The 15,854-nt window shown below is 63.5% G+C and carries 13 protein-coding genes and 2 tRNA genes; 8 read left to right on the top strand and 7 right to left on the bottom strand.

Features of this window, described 5'->3' with window-relative positions; translation table 11 throughout:
* Window positions 1–38: 38 nt before the first annotated feature.
* The gene (locus tag DXH78_RS17625) at window positions 39–605 is read left to right on the top strand and encodes a DNA-3-methyladenine glycosylase (RefSeq protein ID WP_115518579.1); all 567 of its coding nucleotides are present in this window, start codon (window positions 39–41) and stop codon (window positions 603–605) included.
* 3 nt (window positions 606–608) lie between these two features.
* On the opposite strand, the gene DXH78_RS17620 is transcribed toward DXH78_RS17625, so the two are convergent.
* The 4 genes from DXH78_RS17620 to DXH78_RS17605 form a co-directional block, all read right to left on the bottom strand.
* Entirely contained in the window at window positions 609–3,353 is a 2,745-nt protein-coding gene (locus DXH78_RS17620) for a valine--tRNA ligase (RefSeq protein WP_115518578.1), read from the bottom strand.
* A 260-nt stretch (window positions 3,354–3,613) separates the two neighbouring features.
* Window positions 3,614–4,294, bottom strand: a complete 681-nt coding sequence (locus DXH78_RS17615; RefSeq protein WP_115518577.1) for a PopZ family protein — start codon at window positions 4,292–4,294, stop codon at window positions 3,614–3,616.
* 198 nt (window positions 4,295–4,492) lie between these two features.
* Complete coding sequence (locus tag DXH78_RS17610; protein WP_115518576.1) at window positions 4,493–5,914, bottom strand: TolC family outer membrane protein; 1,422 nt, start codon at window positions 5,912–5,914, stop codon at window positions 4,493–4,495.
* A gap of 233 nt (window positions 5,915–6,147) precedes the next feature.
* Window positions 6,148–6,792: a protein-L-isoaspartate O-methyltransferase family protein gene (locus DXH78_RS17605; RefSeq protein WP_115518575.1), complete on the bottom strand. Its 645-nt coding sequence runs from the start codon at window positions 6,790–6,792 to the stop codon at window positions 6,148–6,150.
* 193 nt (window positions 6,793–6,985) lie between these two features.
* Between DXH78_RS17605 and DXH78_RS17600 the strand changes: the two genes are divergently transcribed.
* The 3 genes from DXH78_RS17600 (at window position 6,986) to DXH78_RS17590 (ending at window position 8,740) form a co-directional block, all read left to right on the top strand.
* A tRNA-Cys gene (locus DXH78_RS17600) sits at window positions 6,986–7,059 on the top strand.
* 82 nt (window positions 7,060–7,141) lie between these two features.
* Window positions 7,142–7,216: transfer RNA gene (locus DXH78_RS17595), tRNA-Asn, on the top strand.
* Between the two features lie 171 nt (window positions 7,217–7,387).
* On the top strand, window positions 7,388–8,740 hold the full coding sequence (locus DXH78_RS17590) for a nicotinate phosphoribosyltransferase (protein WP_115518574.1): 1,353 nt from the start codon (window positions 7,388–7,390) through the stop codon (window positions 8,738–8,740).
* A gap of 88 nt (window positions 8,741–8,828) precedes the next feature.
* Here the strand turns inward: DXH78_RS17590 and DXH78_RS17585 are convergent, their stop codons facing one another.
* Both DXH78_RS17585 and DXH78_RS17580 read right to left on the bottom strand, forming a co-directional pair.
* Entirely contained in the window at window positions 8,829–10,007 is a 1,179-nt protein-coding gene (locus DXH78_RS17585) for a cobalamin-independent methionine synthase II family protein (RefSeq protein ID WP_115518573.1), read from the bottom strand.
* Window positions 10,008–10,133: 126 nt separating this feature from the next.
* The gene (locus tag DXH78_RS17580; protein WP_115518572.1) at window positions 10,134–11,366 is read right to left on the bottom strand and encodes a GGDEF domain-containing protein; all 1,233 of its coding nucleotides are present in this window, start codon (window positions 11,364–11,366) and stop codon (window positions 10,134–10,136) included.
* Between the two features lie 297 nt (window positions 11,367–11,663).
* Here DXH78_RS17580 and DXH78_RS17575 point away from each other — a divergent pair, with 297 nt between their 5' ends.
* From DXH78_RS17575 to DXH78_RS17560, 4 genes are all read left to right on the top strand, one after another.
* Complete coding sequence (locus DXH78_RS17575; protein WP_115518571.1) at window positions 11,664–12,698, top strand: cysteine synthase A; 1,035 nt, start codon at window positions 11,664–11,666, stop codon at window positions 12,696–12,698.
* Window positions 12,699–12,705: 7 nt separating this feature from the next.
* Window positions 12,706–13,422 (top strand): alanyl-tRNA editing protein, encoded by a 717-nt coding sequence (locus DXH78_RS17570; protein ID WP_115518570.1) that lies wholly within the window; start codon window positions 12,706–12,708, stop codon window positions 13,420–13,422.
* Between the two features lie 63 nt (window positions 13,423–13,485).
* Window positions 13,486–14,337: a 3-mercaptopyruvate sulfurtransferase gene (gene sseA / locus DXH78_RS17565; RefSeq protein WP_115518569.1), complete on the top strand. Its 852-nt coding sequence runs from the start codon at window positions 13,486–13,488 to the stop codon at window positions 14,335–14,337.
* An 88-nt stretch (window positions 14,338–14,425) separates the two neighbouring features.
* A complete protein-coding gene (locus DXH78_RS17560) occupies window positions 14,426–15,031 on the top strand; it encodes a DUF2239 family protein (RefSeq protein WP_115518568.1) in 606 nt (201 codons plus the stop codon).
* Between the two features lie 27 nt (window positions 15,032–15,058).
* On the opposite strand, the gene DXH78_RS17555 is transcribed toward DXH78_RS17560, so the two are convergent.
* On the bottom strand, window positions 15,059–15,835 hold the full coding sequence (locus tag DXH78_RS17555) for an amino acid ABC transporter ATP-binding protein (RefSeq protein WP_115518567.1): 777 nt from the start codon (window positions 15,833–15,835) through the stop codon (window positions 15,059–15,061).
* Between the last annotated feature and the right edge of the window lie 19 nt (window positions 15,836–15,854).

Raw genomic sequence — 15,854 nt, 5'->3', positions numbered from 1 at the left:
ACACAGAAACTGCCACCACCCGCCGGCATGAGAGACGAATGCCCCCTCGCCTGACCCGCAAATTCTTCGACCGCTCGGTGCACGACGTTGCCCCGGAGCTGATTGGCGCCACGCTCTTGGTGAACGGGGCCGGCGGGGTCATCGTCGAAGTTGAGGCCTATCACCACACCGACCCGGCCGCACACAGCTACCGGGGCCAGACGCCGCGCAATGCCGTGATGTTCGGGCCGCCGGGCTTTGCCTATGTGTACCGGTCCTACGGCATCCACTGGTGCCTGAACTTCGTCTGCGAGGACGCCGGCTCGGCCAGCGCCATCCTGATCCGGGCGATCGAACCCACCGACGGGCTGGCCGCCATGCGCAGGAGGCGGAAGCTGCCCGAGGCCTCCGACCTGTGCTCCGGGCCGGGCAAGCTGTGCGAGGCGATGGGCGTCTCCATCAAGCACAACGGCCTGCCGCTCGACCGGCCGCCGTTCGAGCTGCGGGCGCGGCCTGCCACGCCGGAGATCGTCACCGGCCCCCGCATCGGCATCACCAAGGCGGTCGAATACCCCTGGCGCTATGGGCTCAAGGGCTCGCGCTTCCTGAGCAAACCGTTCCGGTGATGGCTACGCCGCGCCCTTGAGCCGCTCGATCGCCTCGGCGATCTTGGCCTTGCGGGCAACCGCTTCCTCGCGCTTGGCCCTTTCCTCGTCGACCACCTCGGGCTCGGCACGCTCGACGAATTTCGGATTGCCGAGCTTCTTCTCGACGCGGTCGATGTCGTCCTCGGCCTTCTTCATTTCCTTGGCGAGGCGCGCGCGCTCGGCGGCAATGTCGATGACGCCCACCAGCGGCAGCGCCACCAGATCGCCGCGCACCACGAGTTGCGCCGAACCCTGCGGCGGGGTTGCCGCCGCCGACATGTCCGACACGCGGGCGAGCCGCTTGATGAACTCGGCCCACCGATCCGCGCGCGCGCTGATCTCGGCGGACACCCCCGCGAGCACCAGCGGAATATTGACGTTGATGTTCATCTCGGCGCGGATCGACCGGATCGCGGTGATGAGGTCGATGACCCAGCCGATTTCGGCTTCTGCCTTGTCGTCGGTGAGACCTTCCAGTTTCGACCACGGCGTCAACGCCAGCAGCGCCTCGCGTTGCGGCCCCTGCTCGGCCGTGACCCGCCACAGCTCTTCGGTGATGAAGGGCATGAACGGATGCAGCATCTTGATGATTTCATCGAGCGCCCAGGCCGCCATGGCGCGGGTCTCGTCCTTGGCCGCGCCGTCCGGCCCGGTCAGCAGCGGCTTCGACAGCTCGACATACCAGTCGCAGTACACATTCCAGACAAAGCGATAGGCCGCGCCGGCCGCTTCGGCGAACTTGTATTCGCCAAGTGCAGCAGTGACCTCGGCCAGCGCTTTCTGCGTCTCGTGTGCGATCCAGCGGTTGAGCACTTCTTTTGCGGACTTCGGATCGAAGCCGGCGACGCGCGCCGCCCCGTTGAATTCGACGAAACGCGCTGCATTCCACAGCTTGGTTGCGAAGTTGCGGTTGTTCTCGACGTCCTGCGGGCCGAGACGGATATCGTGCGACGGCGCGACGTTGCGCATCAACGTAAAGCGCAGCGCGTCGGCGCCGAACTCATCAATAATGCCAAGCGGATCGACGACATTGCCCTTGGACTTCGACATCTTGGCGCCGGAGGCGTCGCGCACCAGGCGATGGATGTAGATATCCTTGAACGGGATTTCGGGCTGCCCCTTCTCATCCTTCATGAAGTGCAGGCCCATCATCATCATGCGGGCGACCCAGAAGAAGATGATGTCAAAGCCGGTGACCAGCGTATTGGTCGGATAGAAGCGATTGAGTTCGCGCGTTTCCTCCGGCCAGCCGAGCGTCGAGAACGGCCACAGCGCGGAAGAGAACCAGGTGTCGAGGACGTCTTCGTCGCGTTTGAGCGTGGTCTTGGCGCCGTAGTGCTTGTCGGCCTGCGACTGCGCCTCGGCTTCGCTCTCCGCAACGAATTCCTTGCCGTCCGGCCCATACCAAGCCGGGATCTGATGGCCCCACCAGAGCTGGCGCGACACGCACCAGGGCTGGATGTTTTCCATCCAGTTGAAATAGGTCGCTTCCCAGTTCTTCGGCACGAAGGTGGTGCGGCCATCGCGCACCGCGGCGATCGCCGGCTTCGCCAGTTCTTGGGCGTTAACGTACCACTGGTCGGTCAGAAACGGCTCGATGACAACGTTCGAGCGGTCGCCGTGCGGCACCGCAAGACCATGCGGCTCAATCTTCTCGATAAGGCCCTTCTCTTCAAGGCGCGCCACAAGCTGCTTGCGCGCGACAAAACGATCGGTGCCGTGCATCGCCAGCGTTTCGTCGAGATCGGCGGAGGCCGGCACGCCAGCCATGAAGGCTTCATTGTCCTTCAGCGCCAGCTTCGCCTCAACGCTGAAGATATTGATCTGCGCCAGATTGTTACGCTTGCCGACCTCGAAGTCGTTGAAGTCGTGCGCCGGCGTGATCTTCACCGCGCCCGAGCCCTTCTCCGGGTCGGAATATTCGTCGGCGACGATCGGAATTTTGCGGCCGACCAGCGGGAGCATGACGTTCTTTCCGACCAGCGCCTTGTAGCGCTCGTCGTCCGGATGCACGGCAACGCCGCTATCGCCCAGCATCGTCTCCGGCCGCGTCGTGGCGACGACGATGTAGGTCGACTTGTCTTCAGGATTGAAGGTCTTGCCTTCGAACGGATAGCGCAAATGCCAGAGCGAGCCCTTGGTCTCGACCGGCACGACTTCCAGATCGGAAATCGCGGTGAGCAGCTTCGGGTCCCAGTTGACCAGCCGCTTGTCCTTGTAGATCAGCTTCTCGTTGTAGAGCTGAACGAAAACCTTGGTAACGGCCTTGGAGAGACCCTCGTCCATGGTGAAGCGCTCGCGCGACCAGTCGCACGACGCGCCAAGGCGCTTGAGCTGATTGACGATGGTGCCGCCGCTCTCGGCCTTCCACGCCCAGACCTTCTCCAGAAACTTGTCGCGGCCGATATCGCGGCGCGACGGCTCCTGCCGCTCCATCATCTGGCGTTCGACCACCATCTGCGTCGCAATACCGGCATGGTCGGTGCCCGGCTGCCACAGCACGTCCTTGCCGCGCATGCGCTCGAACCGGCACAGCACGTCCTGCAGCGTGTTGTTGAGCGCGTGGCCCATGTGCAGCGAGCCGGTCACGTTCGGCGGCGGGATGACGATGGCGTAGGTCTCGGCGCCGGAGCGCTCCGGACGGCCGGCCTTGAAGGCCTGCGCCTGTTCCCAGGCCTGCGAAATGCGGCCTTCGACTTCGGACGGCTGATAAGTCTTGTCGATCATGCGTTTTTGGGGGCCGGAATTCGTTTCATGCGATGCGATTGGGCGGCTACAAAGCCTGCCACACTGCCGGGTGTCAACTTTGAACGAGCATTCCCCGCTTGCTCCGCCGGCCGGGCCGCAGCCCGGGGCACTGCTTTCAAGCTGATTTTATGATCGCTTCACTACGGCTGACTTTGTCGTCGCGGCGGCGATGCTGCTGGCATTGAGATCATGGATGGCGCGGCATTTGACGCGCCGCGCTGTGGCGGGCGTCTAGCGGGCTACCGACCGCCACGCGAGACGCGCTCGATCTCGGCGCGCACAATGCGCTCGACGAGACCCGGCAGGTTGTCGTCGATCCAGCTCTTGAGCATGGGCCGCAACATTTCCTTGACCAGATCTTCGAGCGTGCGCGCGTTGTTGCCGAGCACGGTGTTGGCGAGCGAGCTGAAGGCGTGATCGACAGCCGACCGCGTCGCGTTCGACATCAGACCGCGATCGAGCATAGGCGGCGACGCCGGCGGCGGTGAAAATACCGGTTCCGGCGGCGGCTCGGATGTGCCTTCGGCAAACACCACATCGGATGCAGCATCGATGGTGCGGAAACTCTGCGCCGGCGGTGCCGCGGTCATCGCTTCGGTGAGATCGAGAACATCGCTGGCCGGCGGCGCGACCGGCTTCGGCGGCGGCGGAGCAGCGACGGGCGCCACGTCCACGCTCGCCAGCATGGCGTCAATATCAGCCTGCTTGTTGACGGCCTCGGGCGGTCGCGGCGGCGGTGGTGCTGGCGGCGGCGCGACCGGCTTGGCGGCGACCGGCGGCGGAACCGGCGCCGGCTTGGGCGGCGCAGGCGCAGCGGCGGCCGGCTTGGCCTTGCCGGTGTCTTCATCGGCAATGATACGCCGGATGGAGGCGAGGATTTCCTCCATTGAAGGCTCTTGGGCCTTGGCCGGTTGATTCATTCGCTATCCCCGAACGCCGTCACCCACAGACGACACGCTGCCGATACCCAATGACGCCTGCACAATGGCGACGGCGAATCGGCATACTTCATAGTTATACGACACGGGGGCTTGACGAGGCAGCCGGAAAAGACCGGTGGGTCAATGATCTGTGGACACGGCCCCGCTCGTGGGCCGCACTGTTCCCACGAAGAGGGCTTAGCGGCCGTCGGGCGTGCGCACGCCGGCCCAACTGTCGCGAACCTGCTCGTAGTGGACCTTCGGATTATAGGTTGGCGCCCGCAGGCCAAGCACCTGGGCCGACAAGCGCCCTACCGCCGCAAGCAAGGTGTACGAGGCGACCACACGATCGCGCTGCGCCGAGACGAGCGACACACGCGCATTCACCAGAGCCTGCTGAGCGTTCAAGACGTCGAGCGTGGTGCGCTGGCCGACGCGTGCTTCCTCGCGCACGCCGTTGAGAGCGATTTCCGACGACTGAACCTGCGCCGTCGTCGCTTCGATATTGCCCTTGGCCGCTTCGAGCTGGCCCCAGGACTGCACGACACTCTGGCGCACCTGCTCACGCGCGGTGTCCATGTCGATGCGGCGCTGGCCCAGCGTCTCCTTGGCCTGGCGGATGAGCGAGTATTCCGAGCCGCCCTGGTAGACCGGGATGCTCAGCGTGCCGAGCACCGAGGCGTTATAGGCTTCCATCGTCGTCAGCGACTGGCTGGACAGATAGTTCTTTGTGAAGTTGCCCTGCACCGAAACGGTCGGATAGAGCGCGCCTTCGGCAACCTTCACGGCCTGCAGCGCGGTGTCGATGTTGTACTGCGCCGCCGTGATCGACGGATGAACGGCGCTGCCGGTCGAAATCGCGGTGGCAAGGGTCGTCGGCGAATAGCGATCAACCGGCGATGCCGCCGCCAGCTTGCCCGGGTCGATGCCAATCACCTGACGATAGACGGCAACCGAGGTCTTGTAGTTCGATTCAGCGGTCAACACCGCCGAGCGGCCGGCGGCGAGACTCGATTCCGATTGCGCGACGTCGGTGCGCGTGACTTCGCCGACATTGAAACGGTCGCGCGTCTGCCGCAGTTGCTCCTGCAGCACTTCGACGTTGCGGCGCTGCAAGTCGAGAATGGCGGTGTCGCGCAGCAAATTCATGTAGGCGGTGACGCCGCTGAGCAGCGTGCTCTGCTCGGTCGAGCGCAGGCTCTCGCGCGCCGCCAGCACCTGGGCTTCGGCCTGCCGCGTGCGGTTGGCGGTCTGGAAGCCGTTAAACAGCGTTTGCGTGATCGTGGCGCCCACCGAGACCGGCGAGTTGTAGCCGCTCAGCGTCGAATAGGTGGCCGGATTGGTCGACGTCACCTTGGTCGTCGAGGAGGACGATTGCTCGCCGCCGGTCGCGGTGATCGACACGCGCGGACGATAGCCGGAAAGCGCCTGCGGGACGTTTTCGTCGGTGGCACGGACCAAAGCGCGCTGTGAGTTCAGCGTCGGGTTATTGACATAGGTGTGGGCCAACGCTGCTTCGAGCGTGTCGGCAAAAGCCATCTGACCCGTCGCAGGCAATACAGCCAGCGCCACGCCCGCTGCCAAGCCGGCAGACCAACGAACCAAAAAATGATCGCGCATTACCGAACCCAAATTCTACCAGAGGGCGTCCCGCCAGCGGGCGCAATTCTTGCCCGATTCAGGCCGCCTTGCCTGCCACTTTGACTGCCCTGAAACGATTTGTCCCCAGTGCCTTAGGCCAGTTCGGCAGACAATAGGCACTGCAGCAATCAGTGAAAACCCCCGGACCGAGATACCCTGTCAGAATGCCGGGGGTTGGGGCATTTTCGCCACGCTTCTGTAGTGGCTTGGAATTAAAAGGCGAATTCGGCCGCCTTGGCAAAACCAGGCAGCATGGCGGCACTGGCGTCGAAAATCCGCCGGCCTCCCAGTTCCGCCCCGCTGCGGCGAAACGCCATGGCGGAACCGCCAGGCGCGGCTCCCATGACGCAAACGAGTCGGCCGCCATCCTTGAGCTGCGCGCGCAGGGCGTCGGGAAGTTCTTCGACAGCGCCTTCGACCAGCATGGCATCGTAAGGCGCCGCGCTGGCATAGCCTGACGACAGCGGTCCGGTGACGACTTTCACATTGGTGGTGCCGGTCAGCGCGGCCGAGGCGCTACGCGCGAGCCCTTCTTCCTGCTCCAGCGCCACCACCTCGCCGGCCATGCGCGCCAGAATCGCAGCGGAATAGCCGGTGGCGGCGCCAACGATGAGAACCTTGTCGGTCGCTTCGATCTCAAGGGCCTGGATGAGCTTGGCCAGCACCATCGGCTTCATCAGGCAGCGCCTGGCCACGCCGAGATTGAGATCGAGATCCAGATAAGCCAGCGCCTTCTCCGGCACGAAGGCCTCACGCGGCACCTCGAGCATCGCCGTGGTGATGCGCAGATCGGTGACATCGGCAGGGCGAATCTGGCCATCAACCATGTGACGGCGCGCACTGGCAAAATCGGTCATCGCAAACCTCGATGCTCGGCCCTTCGAAGCGCAAGGGACAGCGCAGGGGCCAAAACGCGCGGCTTTTGTGCGGCACGGCAGATCAAAAGGCAAGCCGACGAAGACTGTCATCCAGCCGTTGTCGACCGCGTTATCGTCCTGTATAGGCTCGGGCCTTCGGAGATGCCGGCCGTACCGGCCTGCGCCTCCGGATGGCCTCGTGGCGGAGTGGTTACGCAGAGGACTGCAAATCCTTGCACCCCGGTTCGATTCCGGGCGAGGCCTCCAACTTCACAGCCGGCCCTTGTTCCGGCTTGCAAATCAGGACGGCTTTGTTATAGCCCCACCCTGTCAGGCGGAAACGCCCTGTTCCCGAGTAGCTCAGCGGTAGAGCATTCGACTGTTAATCGAATGGTCGCTGGTTCGATCCCAGCCTCGGGAGCCATTTTCTAAACAAAATCAATATCTTGCGATTTCGTCATGAAGCGGCACGTCAAGGTGTGGCCGCTGATTTTTGCCGTGGGCGATCATCTGTCGCCGCGATCCCTATGCTCGCCCGAACGGCAATTATCGTGCATACGTCCAGCGCCGTTCAACAAATTTGGCTCCCACGCACATGCCCACCCCCACTACGCCGCCAGTCAGCGCGCTGACCACCGACCTTTATGAACTCAACATGGTCCAGGCCTACCTGGACAAGGGTGAGACCGGCGAAGCGGTGTTCGAATTCTTCGTGCGGCGCCTGCCGGCGCGGCGCGGCTTTCTGCTCGCGGCGGGGCTTGAGGACGCGCTCGATTACATCGAAACGCTGCGCTTCACGTCCGAGGAAATCGACTGGCTCAAGAGCACCGGGCGCTTCCGTGACAACTTCCTCGCCTATCTGAAAGACTTCCGCTTTACCGGCGACGTCCACGCTATTCCCGAAGGCTCGGTGTGCTTCCCCAATGAGCCGCTGATCCGCATCACCGCGCCCTTGCCGCAGGCGCAGCTCGTTGAATCGCGGCTCATCAACATCCTGCATTTCCAGACGCTGATCGCCTCCAAGGCGGCGCGCATGGTGCTGGCGGCGCCGGGCAAGATTCTCTCCGATTTCGGGCTGCGTACGGCGCACGGCGCCGAGGCCGGGCTCTATTCGGCGCGCGCCAGTTACATCGCCGGCTTTTCCGGTGCCGCCAATGTGGTGGCCGGCCAGCGTTATGGCATCCCGGTGATGGGCACCATGGCGCATTCCTACATCCAGGTGCATGACGACGAACTGACGGCGTTCGAGACCTTCGCGCGGGCGCGGCCGAACGATGTCATCTTCCTGATCGACACCTACGACACTGAGGCCGGCGCGCGCAAAGTCGTGGAGCTTTCGGCACGGCTGAAGGCCGATGGCATCGTTATCCGCGGCGTGCGTATCGACTCCGGCGATCTCATCGCCTCGGCCCGCAAGGTGCGCGGCATTCTCAACGCCGGCGGGCTCAAGGACGTCATCATTCTCGTCAGCGGCGGCATCAATGAGGATGTGCTGCAAGGGATGATGACGGAACGCGCGCCGATTGACGGCTTCGGCATCGGCGTCAACCTCGACGCCTCGATCGATGCGCCGTCGCTCGATTGCGCCTACAAGCTGCAGGAATACAAAGGCACGCCGAAGCGCAAGTTATCGGAGGGCAAGCAGACCTGGCCGGGCCGTAAGCAGGTCTGGCGCTCCTACGGGGCCGACGGCCGCATGAGCGGCGACGCGCTGTCGGTCGAAGGCGATCCGCAGGCCGGCGAACCGCTGATCGAGCAAGTCATGCGCGGCGGCGAGCGGATCAAGCCGGCGCCAACGCTGGCGCAAATCCGCGAGCGCGCCGCACGCGACCTCGCTCGCCTGCCCGAACCGCTCAGGCAATTGCAGCCAGGCAATGATTATCCCGTGAAGGTGGCGGACAAACTCGTCGCATTGGCGAAGGAAGCGGACGCGAGGACGAGAAGGTAGCTTTTTTGTCCCGGGCGCGGCGCGGCACGCCAGTGTCGCGCTGTAGAACCGGGACCTTTACATACTCCGAATGCGCAACGGCCCCGGCTCAGGCCGCAGCCCTGCCCCACAGCTCGGCCGTCGCCAGCCGCGCGCCGGCGACCAGCGCTTCCAGCTTGGCCCACATCACGGACGGATGGACCCGGCGGTAGAACGGGCCCTGCGCGAAGCCGCAGTCGGTGCCGCCGATAACGTTCTCGCGGCCGACGAGGTTGGCGAGGCGCACGATGCGCTCCGCGACCAGTTCGGGGTGTTCGACCACATTGGTGGCGTGGCTGATGACGCCGGGGATGAGCACGCGGCCGTCGAGCTTGGCGTTCTTCCACACCTTCCATTCGTGCTCGTGACGCGGATTGGCACCCTCGATGACGAAGGCACCGACTTTGGCCTTCAGGATCACGTCGACGATATCCTTGAGCGGCACGTCGGACACATGCGGACCCGGCCACGAGCCCCAGCAGACGTGGTAGCGGATCTGCTCCTGCGGCAAGCCCTTGGTGGCCTCGTTCATGACCTCGATCTGCTTTTCCAGCCAGCTCTTGTAGTCGGCGAAGGAACCCGGCGGCACCATGCGGTCATAAGTGACGGCAGAGCGCGCATCGTCGAGTTGCACGACGAGGCCGGCATCAATGATCGCCTTGTATTCGGTGCGCATGGCGCCCGCGATCGCCGTCTGCAATTCCTCGTCGGTCTTGTAGAATTCGTTCTTGCGATCCGGAATAACGCTGGCCGGCGCGGCCACCGGCAGAAAGCCTTCCGAGACTTTCACCTTGCCGAGCGCGGCCTTGAAGTTCTCGATGTCGCGCTGCAATTCGCCGAGCCCCGTATAGGCGATCGGCCCGACGCAGATGGCTTCGGTTGTTGTCGAGACAGCTTCCTTGGCGTCGAGTTCGGCATAGAAGTCGGCAAAGCGCGTGCGATCGGCGCCGCGCTTGAACGGATTGGCCTTGTCTTCCTTGATCGGCCGGCGCTCGAAGCCGGACAGCCGCGTCAGTGCATACTGCGCCCAGGAAATCGACTTGCCGAACTCGCCATCGCTCGGCACGTCGATGCCCGTATCGGCCTGCTGCCTGACCACCGCGGCGACGCTGTCGGTCAGGCATGTCTGGTAGGCCTTCTCGTCATAGGGCTTGCCGCCCTGCACCGCGCGCAGAAACTCCTGCAACTCGGCCGGCCGGATCAGACTGCCGACATGGGTGGTGAGGATGCGATCGGTGCTGCGCTTCATGGAACGTGCCTGCCCTCGTGACGAGTTATAAGGACAAGGCTATGCGTCGGCAGGCGGCAAATTGCAACGGTGGGCAGCGCGGGTCCAACCGGGCGTGGTGCGGGACGCGGCGATGAACGCGGAAGTTCAGGCGGCGCTGACCTGAACAGGCTCGGCGCCGGTGAGCGGCGCCAGCGCCTCGTCGTTGCGCCTGAGGATCATCTCCAGCGAGGCGACTTCGACACGATTGCGGCCATTTTCCTTGGCGAAATAGAGCGCCTGGTCGGCCTGCGACAGCAGTTCGGCGATGTCGAGCACGTCTCCGTCGCAATGCACAAGGCCGATGCTGACAGTGGCGTTGACCGGTCGCCCATCGACGACTTGAGCGACGTGCGCGAAGGTTTCGCGGATCCGCTCGGCCACCGCGACGGCCTCCACCGATTTGATGTCATGCAGTACCGCGGCGAATTCCTCGCCGCCGATGCGGCCGATAAGGTCGTTCGGCCGGATGGCTTCCGACGCCGCGGCGGTGAACACTTCGAGCACGCGATCGCCGACGGCATGGCCGAAGCGGTCGTTGATAGACTTGAAGTGATCGAGATCGACCAACATCACGGCCGTGGGCAGCGGATCGGCAAGATGGTGCTTGGCCATCGCCGCAGCATCGTGAAGAAACGCGCGGCGATTGGCGATCCCGGTCAAGGGATCGACCATCGCCGCGGTTCGGTGGCGCAGTTCGGTGCGCTCTTTGGCCATCGCCAGCAGGATAAAGGCGATGGAGATTGTGAACAGCAACGCCTCGAAACTCAGTACGGTCAGCCATACGCTGCCGAACATCTTGTCGGCCGTCATGCTGAAGGGCAACATGGAGACCAGCGGGGTGCGCAGCAGGAACAGCGCACCATGCGCGAACAGCATGAAGATCGCCGGCCAGCGCGAAACGAGTTGCTCCTTACGGCCGCGCCAGAATTCGTACGCCGTCAGCCAAGTGTAACCGGTGATGATGCCGGACGCGATCAGGCCGCGCACCTCGATGGCATCGTTGAGCACGGGCAAACGGCAAACCAGAAGCCACAGCACGGCGCCGGTGACGAGATAGACCGGCTCGACCGGTCGGCCGTCGAACACGCGCGCGCCGGTCCAGGTTACAGCAAAAGCAGTGAACAAGACGGCGTTGGCGAGATCGATGGTGATGATATCCGGCGCCGTTCCGTACATGCCGAACAGCACGATGGAGGCCGCGCGGAGCAGATGGGCAAAACCCCACCAGGCCACGGCCCGGACAGCCATGTTCTGGGCCCACGCAAAGAGCAAAAGCAATCCGAGGATCGCTTCGACGTAGATCGTCACCAGAAACAGGGTATTGACGTCGAGGTTCATCGCTAACGGCGCCCATTCTCAGGCGAGGCTCGCCGGTCGCGTTCGAGCCCCACCCGACAATTATCGATCACCCATAAAAAAACTGGTGAACACCGGTTGAAATGTGTGGCGAAGCGCAAACATGGTTTCGAACATCTTTCCGCTGCGTTGCGAAATAGCCGGATGGGCACGACGGAGCCAGTTCATCCTCAAAACCAGCACTAAACGGCAAAATCCTTCTCTTCGGAGCGCCCGCCTTGTCGCAAAGGAAGGCCTCCACTAGGCTCACCGCCGCTCCCGCCAACCCTTGGAATAAGAATGCAAATTCGTAACGGCATCATCGACGCCATCGGCCATACCCCCCTCATCCGCCTGCGGCGCGCCTCGGAGGCGACCGGCTGTGAGATTCTTGGTAAAGCCGAGTTCATGAATCCGGGTGGATCGGTGAAGGATCGCGCCGGCCGGCAGATGATCCTTGAGGCGGAGAAGCGCGGAGAGCTCAGGCCCGGCGGGCTGGTCGTCGAATCGACCGCAGGCAATACCGGCATCGGCCTCGCCGTGGTCGCGGCCGCGCTCGGCTATCGCACGCTCATCGTCATCCCCGAAACGCAGAGCCAGGAAAAGAAGGACATGCTGCGGCTCGCCGGCGCCGAGCTGGTCGAGGTCCCGGCCCTGCCCTTTGCCAACCCGAACAATTATCAGCATGTCGGCCGGCGCCTCGCCGACGAACTGAAGAAGACCGAGAAGAACGGCGTCATCTTCGCCGACCAGTGGAACAACCTCGACAACAGCAAGGCGCATTACGTATCGACCGGCCCGGAAATCTGGGACGACACCGCTGGCAAGGTCGACGGCTTCATCTGCTCGGTCGGCTCGGGCGGCACGCTCGCCGGCGTTTCGACCTATCTAAAAGAGAAGAAGCCGGGCGTGACCATCGGCGTTGCCGATCCGCGTGGCGCGGCGATGTATCACTATTTCAAGGACGGCAAGCCGACCGTCACCGAGGGCGGCTCGGTGACCGAGGGCATTGGGCTCGCGCGCGTCACCGCGATCGTCGAGCAGATGAAGGTCGACAAGGCCTATCTCATTCCCGATGATGAGGCGATCCCGGCCGTGTTCGACCTGCTTGAACATGAAGGCCTGTGCGTCGGAGGTTCGTCCGGCGTCAATGTCGCAGGCGCGATCCGCCTCGCCAAGGACCTGGGCCCGGGGCACACCATTGTCACCGTATTGTGCGACGGCGGCGCGCGCTATCAATCCAAGCTGTTCAATCCGGAATTCCTGCGCTCGAAGAAGTTGCCGGTGCCGGAATGGCTGACGCGCCGGACCGACATCAAGCCGCCTTTCGTGTGAGATCGCAATGCCGACGGACTGTCTGTTTCGTGAGGACTCCTATCTGAAGGATTGCGAGGCCACGGTCGTTGCAATTACCGAGCAAGGCGGCATCGTGCTCGACCGCACGGTGTTTTATGCCAATTCAGGCGGCCAGCCGGGCGACACCGGCGCACTCATGACTGCAGACGGCACACGCATCGCAGTTGCCGACACGGTCTACACCGACAAGCTGAAAACCGAGATCGCGCATATGCCGGCGGCCGGCGCGCCCGCGGTCAATATCGGTGACGCGGTGCGCGCTACGATCGATTGGGACAAACGTTACGGCCGCATGAAAATTCATACGGCATTGCATCTTCTGTCGGTGGTTCTGCCCTATCCGATCACCGGCGCTTCGGTCGGCGACGCCGACGGCCGGGCCGATTTCGACATTCCCGAAGCGGGCCTCGACAAGGACGTCATCGCCGCAAAGATTGCCGCGATGATCGCCACCGACGCCGCCGTGTCGAGCCGATGGATCAGTGATGCCGAGCTTGAAGCCAATCCTGGTCTTATCAAGTCGATGTCGGTCAAGCCGCCGATGGGCACTGGCCGCGTTCGGCTGATCGAAATCGAGAGCCTCGACCTCCAGCCTTGCGGCGGCACGCATGTGCGCCGGCTGGGTGAGATCGGGGCGGTTTCCGTCACCGGCATCGAGAAGAAGGGCAAACAGAATCGCCGCGTGCGCATCGCGCTCGCCTGAGCGATGCTGTATGGGAACGATTGAAGCGCACCGCGCATTAACGCCGACAGGCAAAGGGACCCCATGGCCGACACACCGCACAGCAAGTGGCTGAAATCGACCGAATGGCTCGCCGGCGAACTCGGCAAAAGCAATGTCGTCGTCGTCGACGGCTCGTACTACCTGTCGACACAAAAGCGTGACGCCAAGGCCGAGTTTCTTGAGGCCCATATCCCGGGCGCGGTGTTCTTCGACATCAACGCGATCGCCGACGATTCCACGGACCTGCCGCACATGATGCCGGGGCCGACGCAGTTCGCCGAAGCTGTCGGCAAGCTTGGTATCGCCGACACCGACACCATTGTCGTCTATGACGGGCTCGGCCTGTTCTCGGCGCCGCGCGTGTGGTGGAGTTTCCGCGTCTTCGGCGCCAAGAACGTTTTCATCCTCGACGGCGGCCTCCCCGCCTGGAAAGCCGAGAACCGTAAAGTCGAAAGCGGCGAGACCAAACCCGCGCCCAAAACCTTCAACGCCGAGATGGCCACCGGCGCCATCGCAATGACCGACGACGTATCGATGGCGCTGAACGGCAAGGACATCCAGGTGGTCGATGCTCGCCCGGCCGGCCGTTTTGCCGGCCGTGATCCGGAGCCGCGGCCCGGCCTGCGCCCCGGCCACATGCCCGGTGCCTTCAATGTGCCCTCGAGCGAACTGATCGAAGACGGCCGCCTCGTCGCGCCCGACAAGATCAAGGCCGCCTTCGCGAAAGCCGGCGTCGATATCGACAAGCCGATCATCACCACCTGCGGCTCCGGCGTCTCCGCCGTTATCCTCGCGCTGGGCCTCGACGCCATCGGCAAGAAGCTGCCGCCGGTCTATGACGGCTCATGGTCCGAATGGGGCGGCCGGCCGGATTTGCCGGTGGAGAAGGACTGACGTTGGCGTCGATACGCCAAGCCCCTCTGCCGTACACTTTTTACCCGGGTGATTTGACAACCTGATTTCATCCGGGTAAATAGGCGGCATGTCAAATATAGCTCAGCCCACCGCCCCGACGTTCCGCTGCACGGCTTTCGAGGGCGGCAATCGCCTGGCCTCCGGTTCCTATGTCGAGGTGGCTGTCGCGGTAAAACAGCGCGCTCGCGCTTGTCCGGACGCTCCCATCCTCATTTTCGACGACCTTTCGGGCCGCGAGATCGATTTCGATCTGCGCGGCTCGGATCGCGACATCGCGGCACGCCTCGAGAAGCAATTCGCGAACGCCGCCGAACCGGCCCGCGCCGCCGGACGGCCGAAGCTCGGAGTGGTCAGCCGTGAAGTCACGTTGCTGCCACGTCATTGGGAATGGCTGGCGGCACAACCCGGCGGCGCCTCGGCCACGCTGCGCCGGCTTGTCGAGGGCGCAACGCGGGCGACGGGTGACGACCGCGCCGTGCTGCGCCAGCTTCAGGAGCGCACTTACGCCTTCATGTCGGCGATGGCCGGCAACCTGCCCGGCTTCGAGGAAGCATCGCGCGCGCTGTTTGCGAACAAGATTGCCGACATGGAAACACACATGGCAGCATGGCCAGACGACGTGCGCGCGCACGTCCTGCGGCTGTTCGAGGGCGAACCGGCAGCCGCCGCCTGATGGCGACGGCGCTGACCTGCCCTTCGGTCAGTGCAAAATCTGGCTGAGGAACAGCTTGGTGCGCTCGTGCTGCGGGTTCGAGAAGAACTCATTCGGCGTGTTCATCTCCACGATCTGCCCGGCATCCATGAAAATGACGCGGTCGGCGACCTGACGGGCAAAGCCCATTTCGTGGGTCACGCACAACATGGTCATGCCTTCCTCGGCGAGCGTAACCATGGTGTCGAGCACTTCCTTGACCATTTCCGGATCGAGCGCCGAGGTGGGTTCGTCGAACAACATGATCTTCGGACTCATACAAAGCGCGCGCGCAATGGCGACACGCTGCTGCTGTCCGCCGGAGAGCTGACCGGGAAACTTGTGAGCCTGCTCCGGGATCTTCACGCGCTTGAGATAGTGCATGGCGACCTCCTCGGCCTCCCGCTTGGGCATTTTGCGCACCCAAATCGGCGCCAGCGTGCAGTTCTCCAGAATGGTCAGATGCGGAAACAGATTGAAGTGCTGGAACACCATACCGACTTCACGCCGCACCTCATCGATCTTCTTGAGGTCCTGGGTCAGCTCAACGCCGTCGACGATGATCTGGCCCGTCTGGTGTTCTTCCAGACGGTTGATACAGCGGATCATGGTCGACTTGCCGGAGCCGGACGGCCCGCAGATGACGATGCGCTCCCCGCCATCGACACGCAGATTGATGTCGCGCAACACATGGAAGTCGCCATACCATTTGTTCATACCGATAATTTCGACCGCGACTTTATTGGTCAGTCGGCTCGGTTTGATCTTGAGAGCGGCTTCGGCCATCACGGCACCTCTATGACAA

The sequence above is a fragment of the Undibacter mobilis genome, assembly GCF_003367195.1.
Lineage (GTDB): Bacteria > Pseudomonadota > Alphaproteobacteria > Rhizobiales > Xanthobacteraceae > Pseudolabrys > Pseudolabrys mobilis.
Note: the sequence above shows the minus strand (reverse complement) of the source record. Positions and strands in the feature narration are given on the sequence as shown.